Here is a 6203-nt window from a genome sequence, read left to right as displayed (position 1 = left end):
GAAATTTGCTCAAATACTACGCGACGAAATACGGCAAAGCCATCTATCACAGCGTAAACGGCTCGCCGTCTGAGATAATCACGCCAAAGCAAGGCTTGCTCGATAAATTTTTCAGATAAATTTGCTAAATTTAGGCGTTTTTACGTTTGCAGAATACGGCTAAAATAGTCGCTACCGTATAGATAATAAAAGCCGCCACTCCGCACAAAATGCAAAAATCAATCGTCATCTGCCAAAATAGTTCGCCTGTATATTTCAGTACCCATTCATATTCAGACGAGTATCTTGGATTGCGATAACCGATATAGGTGCCGTTAAAGTCCAAATTTATCATCAATGCCGTAGCAAAAATACCAAAAATAGAAACAAATGCTCTCGTTGTGGCACTTTGTTTTTTTACGGCATTTGCCATAGCGACTCTACCGACCCTATGACCCAAAAAGCAACCCACATAAACAACAAGCGTGACGACCTTGACGGCTCCCATATAAGCGATATAAAGCGCTGCCTTTTGCGTAAAATCGGTATGAGTAAAGGCTCGCTCTACTGCGGGGTAAATTTTAAGCGCAAGCTCAACAAAATCTCGCGCCAAAGAGGAGCGCGCCAGCACGTCAAAAGGCAATACGAAAATACCTAGCGCGCAAAGAAAATAAAAAGCGCAAAGCCCGAGCAAAACGAGTCCAAGCATCTTGTTTTTGCCGTTTTGGTTTGTCGCCGTTTGCATTTTAACTCTCTTTAAATTTTGCCAAGCTTTTGTGAGGTAAATTTAAGACGTAAAGCGGGATGAAATTTCATACGAAGCCTTAAATTTAAGGGTAAATTTAAGCCCGCCTCAAATTTAGCGGGCTTAAGGATTTATTTAATCAAAGCTTTAAAAGTATCAACCGCGTCAAGTTTTTCCCACGGATATTTGGCGTTTCCGACTTGACCTTTGGCCGCTACTTTAGCGTATAAAAACGTATCCTTGCCAGGTTTATCCAGGCCGAATTTATTCGTGATCCAGCGCGGAGTGAGGGCGAAATTTTCGCTAACGAAATTTGACAGCATATCGTCGTTTACGCCCACTATCTGCGTGCCCATCGTATCGACGCTCACAGAGGTTGGCTTTGCCATACCGATAGCGTAGCTTAGCTGAACAATGCATTTTTTAGCAAGGCCTGCCGCGACGATATTTTTAGCTATCCAGCGCGCCGCGTAAAGACCGCTGCGATCGACTTTGGTGTAGTCCTTGCTGCTTTGCGCGCCGCCGCCTATCGGGCTATATCCGCCAAAGCTATCTACGATGAGCTTGCGACCCGTTAGCCCGCTGTCGTGAAGCGAGCTGTGATTTACATATCGGCCGGTCGGGTTGATGTAGATGAGCGTTTTACTTTTATCGTAAAGACCCTTTGGCAAGCCCGCATCGTCGATGAGAGTTTGTACTAGAGCGCGTAGCTCTTCTATCTTCATCGTCTCGACGCAAGGCGCCGAAACAACGATAGTGTGGATGCTTTGAGGCTTGCAGCTTTCAAAGTTATCCTTCGTGCCGTAGTCTACGGTGACCTGGGTTTTGATATCGACGCCCAGTTTATCGGGATTAGCTTTGGCAAATTTATAAACCTTATCGCAAAGCATTCTAGCGTAGGTTATGGCTGCCGGCATATATTCGTTCGCTTCGCAGCTAGCAAAGCCAAACATTATGCCCTGATCCCCTGCGCCTATCTCGCCGCCTTCTTGATCAACGCCTTGATTTATATCGGTACTTTGCTGATTTACGCAGACTTTTATCTCGATGTCGTCTGGATGCAGGCACTGCTCTTTAGTAAATTTAGACTTGCCGTCGTAGCCGATTTTAGCCAGCGCGTTTTTAACGATACTCTCGTAGTCTTTGAAACTTAACTTAACCTTAGAGTTTATCTCGCCGCCTATTATAATGTTTTTACCCGCGACGAAAACCTCGCTAGCGACGCGGCCGTTTGGATCTTGCATTAGGATCGTATCGACGATACTGTCGGCAATGATGTCGGCGCATTTATCCGGGTGACCCGGGCTCACAACCTCTGAAGTAAATAAATACATACTTTTCCTTTATGAAAATTAATCTCGCAATTGTAACATTTCATAATAAAATTCAAATTAATCTCGCTCAAAGCTTGTAAATTCCGCGTAAATTCGGCTATAATCCTAAACTAAAATTAAATTTTAAGGCAAGGACACTAGAATGTTTAGCAAACTAGCAAAAAGGTTCGCCGACGGAAATTTGATCGTTCAAATTTTAATCGGCATAGCTCTAGGCGCCGTTATCGGCTTTTGGACGCACTATCAGGCGGCTCCTTATAACGAACTAATCGCAAAAGGCGTGAGCGACGCAGCGCAGCTAGCCGCAGCAAAAAAAGATCTAACCGATGTAGCAAATTCCGTCGCAAACTCTATCGCCGTCTTGGGTAATCTATTCGTCGGCGCGCTTAAAGCTATCGCGCCTATCCTAGTTTTCGTACTGGTAGCGACATCTATCATCGTAAAGGAATTCGGCCACGCAAAAGGCATGCAAAAGGTAGTTACGCTTTACCTAGTCGGCACGTTTTTAGCTGCCGTAGTTGCGGTCGTAGCAAGCTTTCTTTTCCCGATGGAGCTCGTGCTAAAAGGCGTCGAGAGCGCAAATATGAGCGCCCCGCAAGGCATCGTCGATGTCCTAAAAGACCTCATCTTTAAGATGGTTCAAAACCCTATCACCGCGCTTTCTACGGGCAACTACATCGGCATCATCACTTGGGCCGTTGGCGGCGGTATCGCGATGAGATTTTGCACGCAAGAAACCAAAAAAGTATTTCAAGACGTTAGCGACGGCGTGACTAAAATCGTTAGATTTATCATCCGCCTCGCGCCGTTTGGTATCTTTGGCCTAGTTACTATCAGCATCCACGAGACGGGCTTTGAGGCGCTTGCGGGCTACCTAAAACTAATCCTCGTTCTAGTAGGCGCGATGGCCTTCGTTTCCTTCGTCGTTTACCCTGCGATGGTGTTTGCGGTTACCAAGAAAAACCCTTATCCGCTCGTGATGACTTGCGTGAGAGAGAGCGCGGTTACGGCGTTTTTCACCCGTAGCTCGGCGGCAAACATCCCGGTAAATATGGCGCTTTGTAAAAAGCTAGGACTAAAAGAGGAGCTCTACTCGATCTCTATCCCGCTAGGAGCTACTATAAACATGGGCGGCGCAGCCGTAACTATCGGCATCTTGGCGCTTGCGGCGGTAAATTCGATCCCATCTATCACGGTAGATTTTGGCGATGCTTTGCTGCTTTGCTTTATCTCGGCTCTTGGCGCGTGCGGAGCTTCAGGCGTCGCGGGCGGTTCGCTACTACTCGTGCCGCTTGCTTGCGCGCTATTTGGTATCGGTAACGATATCGCGATGCAGGTTGTCGGCGTAGGATTTATCATCGGCGTGATCCAAGACTCGGTAGAAACAGCCGTAAATAGCGCCTCAGACGTGCTTTTCACAGCCGTAGCTTCAGAGACTATAGAGTAAATTTAAGGCAACAAAATGAACGTTTGGGACTTAACCCCGCTTTTTAAAAGCGAAAAAGAGCTCGAGATTTCGGCTCTTTCGCTACAAAGCGAATGCGAAAAATTTGAAGCAAAATATTCGGATAAATTTTTAAATTTAAGCGACGAGGAGTTTTTAAACGCGCTTAACGAGTATGAAAATTTACTAGAAAACATCGCTCGCGTGCAAATTTACGTGAGCCTGGTCTTTTCAAAAGACACCTCAAAGGGCGCGTTTTACGCCAAATTTGACGAGCTTAGCTCAAAAGCGCAAAATCATCTGCTCTTTTTCGAGCTTAAATTTAACGAATTTGACGAAGCCAGACAAAACAAAATCATCGCTAAAAGCCAAAGACTAGACTACTATCTAGATAGTATAGCAAAAGAAAAAGCCCACCAGCTAAGCCTAAAAGAGGAGCAAATTTTACTCCGCACGGCAAACACGGGCGCGGAGGGCTTCTCGCGGCTTTTTGACGAGACGCTAAGCACGCTTAAGTTTAAATTTAAAGGCAAAATGTTAGGCGAAGAGGAAATTTTATCCAAGCTTCACAGCCCAGACCGAGCCGAGCGAAAAGCGGCCGCAAAGAGCCTCTCAGACGGTCTTGCGCCGCAGCAGCATCTGCTTAGCTACATCTATAATATGATAAAAACCAGCTTAAAAACTAGCTGCGAGCTGAGGAAATTTGATCTGCCAGAAAGTCCGCGACATTTTTCAAACCAAACAACCAAAGCTAGCGTGGATGCGCTCATAAAGGCCGCCGAGACGAGCTTTGATCTGCCGATTAAATTTTACGAGAAAAAGCGCAAAATTTTAGGCTTTAAAAAGCTCTACGACTACGATAGATACGCGCCGCTGGGCGAAAGCAAGAGCGTTTATAAATTTGAAGAGTGCAAAAAAATCGTACTTGAGACCTTTACCAAATTTAGCCCTAAATTCGGCGAGATAGCCGCTCGCGCGTTTAAAGAGGGCTGGATCGACGTATATCCGGCTGAAAATAAACGAGGCGGCGCATTTTCTCAATCAGGCGTCGCAAAGGCTCATCCTTACGTACTTTTAAATCACACCGACGAGAGGCGGGATCTTTTTACCCTAGCGCACGAGCTAGGCCACGCCGCGCATCAAAATCTAGCCTATGAAAGCGTAGGATTTCTAAACGCCGACACGCCGCTAACTACGGCGGAGACGGCATCGGTCTTTTGCGAGATGCTGGTTTTCGATCATGTCAAAGATACGCTAAAAGGCAAAGAAAAAATCGCCCTGCTTGCGGGCAAGATCGAGGATATCTTCGCCACGCTCTACCGCCAGATAAACTTCACGACCTTTGAGCGCCGAGTTCACGCGCATGACGGCGAGATCAGCGCCGAGGAGCTAAATAAAATTTGGCTCGAAGAGAGCGCCAAAATGTTCGGGCAAAGCGTCGAGCTAAACGACTATTATAAAATTTGGTGGAGCTATATCCCGCACTTTATCCACACGCCGTTTTACTGCTACGCCTACTCGTACGCACAGCTTTTGGTGCTGGCGATTTTTGGGCTTTATAAAAGCGGCAAATGCGAAAATTTCGTCCAAATTTACACCGAGTTTTTAAGCGCGGGCGGCTCGCGCTCGCCAAAAGAGCTAGTCGGGATGTTCGGCTTTGATATAGAGGACGCGGCGTTTTGGCAGATCGGTATAAACGAGATTAGAAAGCTAGTGGAGGAGTTTTGCCAGGAGGCGTAGCGAACGCAAATTTGACGCGCTTTGGGGAGTAAATTTAAAAGCGCGGCCAAATTTGACTAGCAGAACCGAGCATAAGGCGACAAATTTGACGCTAAATTTTGCGTTTATTTGAAGCCAAATTCGGCGCGGCGACGGGCGGCAAAATTTAAAAAGGCACAAAAAGGAGGTAAAATGCTTGATGAGATTTTAGACGACGAGAGATTTGCGGCGATGATGAAGGAGCACGTTTTTGAGTGCGTGGAGTATCTGTTAAAAAACGACCGCTCCTTTTCGGCAATGGCCAACCTTGATCTAGTTAAATTTAACCCCGAGCTGCCGGAGTATATTAAGAGCACTTTTACGGCGCCCGTTATCGTCTTTACGCTTGCTGGCTACACCTTTAGCAGCGCCAAACTCACGCCAGAGGAGCTAAGCTTCGAGGCGGGTTTTGGTAAGGAAAATTTCGCCAGCATCGTTAGCTTTCCGCTTGGAGCTATCGTGCAAATTTTGGTGGAAAACAGCCCGATTTTGGTAAATTTTTCTATTTACAAATCTCAAAAAAATCAGCTTGAAAAGTCGATGTCGGCGTTAATGTCAAACCCAAACAATAAAGATCTATTTAAAAAGTGAGCAAACTTTTACCCGCCGTTTTGCTCGCGCTATTTTTTATAGGTTTACTTTTATACGCTTTTCCTTCATTCAGGCCGGGCGATATTAGTTTTGCCAAAATAGGCGGCTTTATAGCGCTTACTACGCTTTGCGTATGTATTTTGACGGACACGGATTTTGTCTTAAATTTACTAAATTTACTTAAGCAAAATATTATCCTATTTACAGCGATTTTGTTGATATCAATATTCTTATTCCTTAATATAAAAAATTGATTTATAATTTTTAAACTAAAGGGCTGTTTTTCACACTTTTGCGATAAAAAAAAATGGTGAGGATAAACCCCACCACTTATATTTTATTCTGTGTCTGC

The 6203-nt window shown here is 45.4% G+C and carries 5 protein-coding genes; 3 read left to right on the top strand and 2 right to left on the bottom strand.

Going from position 1 to position 6203, the window contains the following annotated elements; genetic code table 11:
• Window positions 1-130: 130 nt before the first annotated feature.
• A complete protein-coding gene (locus Q0200_RS08225; RefSeq protein ID WP_297940110.1) occupies window positions 131-724 on the bottom strand; it encodes a hypothetical protein in 594 nt (197 codons plus the stop codon).
• A gap of 131 nt (window positions 725-855) precedes the next feature.
• Complete coding sequence (metK, locus tag Q0200_RS08220; protein WP_297940107.1) at window positions 856-2058, bottom strand: methionine adenosyltransferase; 1203 nt, start codon at window positions 2056-2058, stop codon at window positions 856-858.
• A 142-nt stretch (window positions 2059-2200) separates the two neighbouring features.
• Here metK and sstT point away from each other — a divergent pair, with 142 nt between their 5' ends.
• From sstT to Q0200_RS08205, 3 genes are all read left to right on the top strand, one after another.
• Window positions 2201-3505 carry a serine/threonine transporter SstT gene (gene sstT / locus Q0200_RS08215; RefSeq protein WP_297940104.1) on the top strand — a complete coding sequence of 435 codons (1305 nt, stop codon included), beginning with the start codon at window positions 2201-2203 and terminating at the stop codon, window positions 3503-3505.
• Between the two features lie 15 nt (window positions 3506-3520).
• On the top strand, window positions 3521-5242 hold the full coding sequence (locus Q0200_RS08210; RefSeq protein ID WP_297940101.1) for a M3 family oligoendopeptidase: 1722 nt from the start codon (window positions 3521-3523) through the stop codon (window positions 5240-5242).
• 171 nt (window positions 5243-5413) lie between these two features.
• A complete protein-coding gene (locus Q0200_RS08205) occupies window positions 5414-5851 on the top strand; it encodes a hypothetical protein (protein ID WP_297940098.1) in 438 nt (145 codons plus the stop codon).
• Window positions 5852-6203: the final 352 nt, after the last annotated feature.

The sequence above is a fragment of the uncultured Campylobacter sp. genome (assembly GCF_938045225.1).
GTDB lineage: Bacteria > Campylobacterota > Campylobacteria > Campylobacterales > Campylobacteraceae > Campylobacter_A.
The sequence above is the reverse complement of the archived record's forward strand: the minus strand, read 5'-3'. Positions and strand labels throughout refer to the sequence as shown.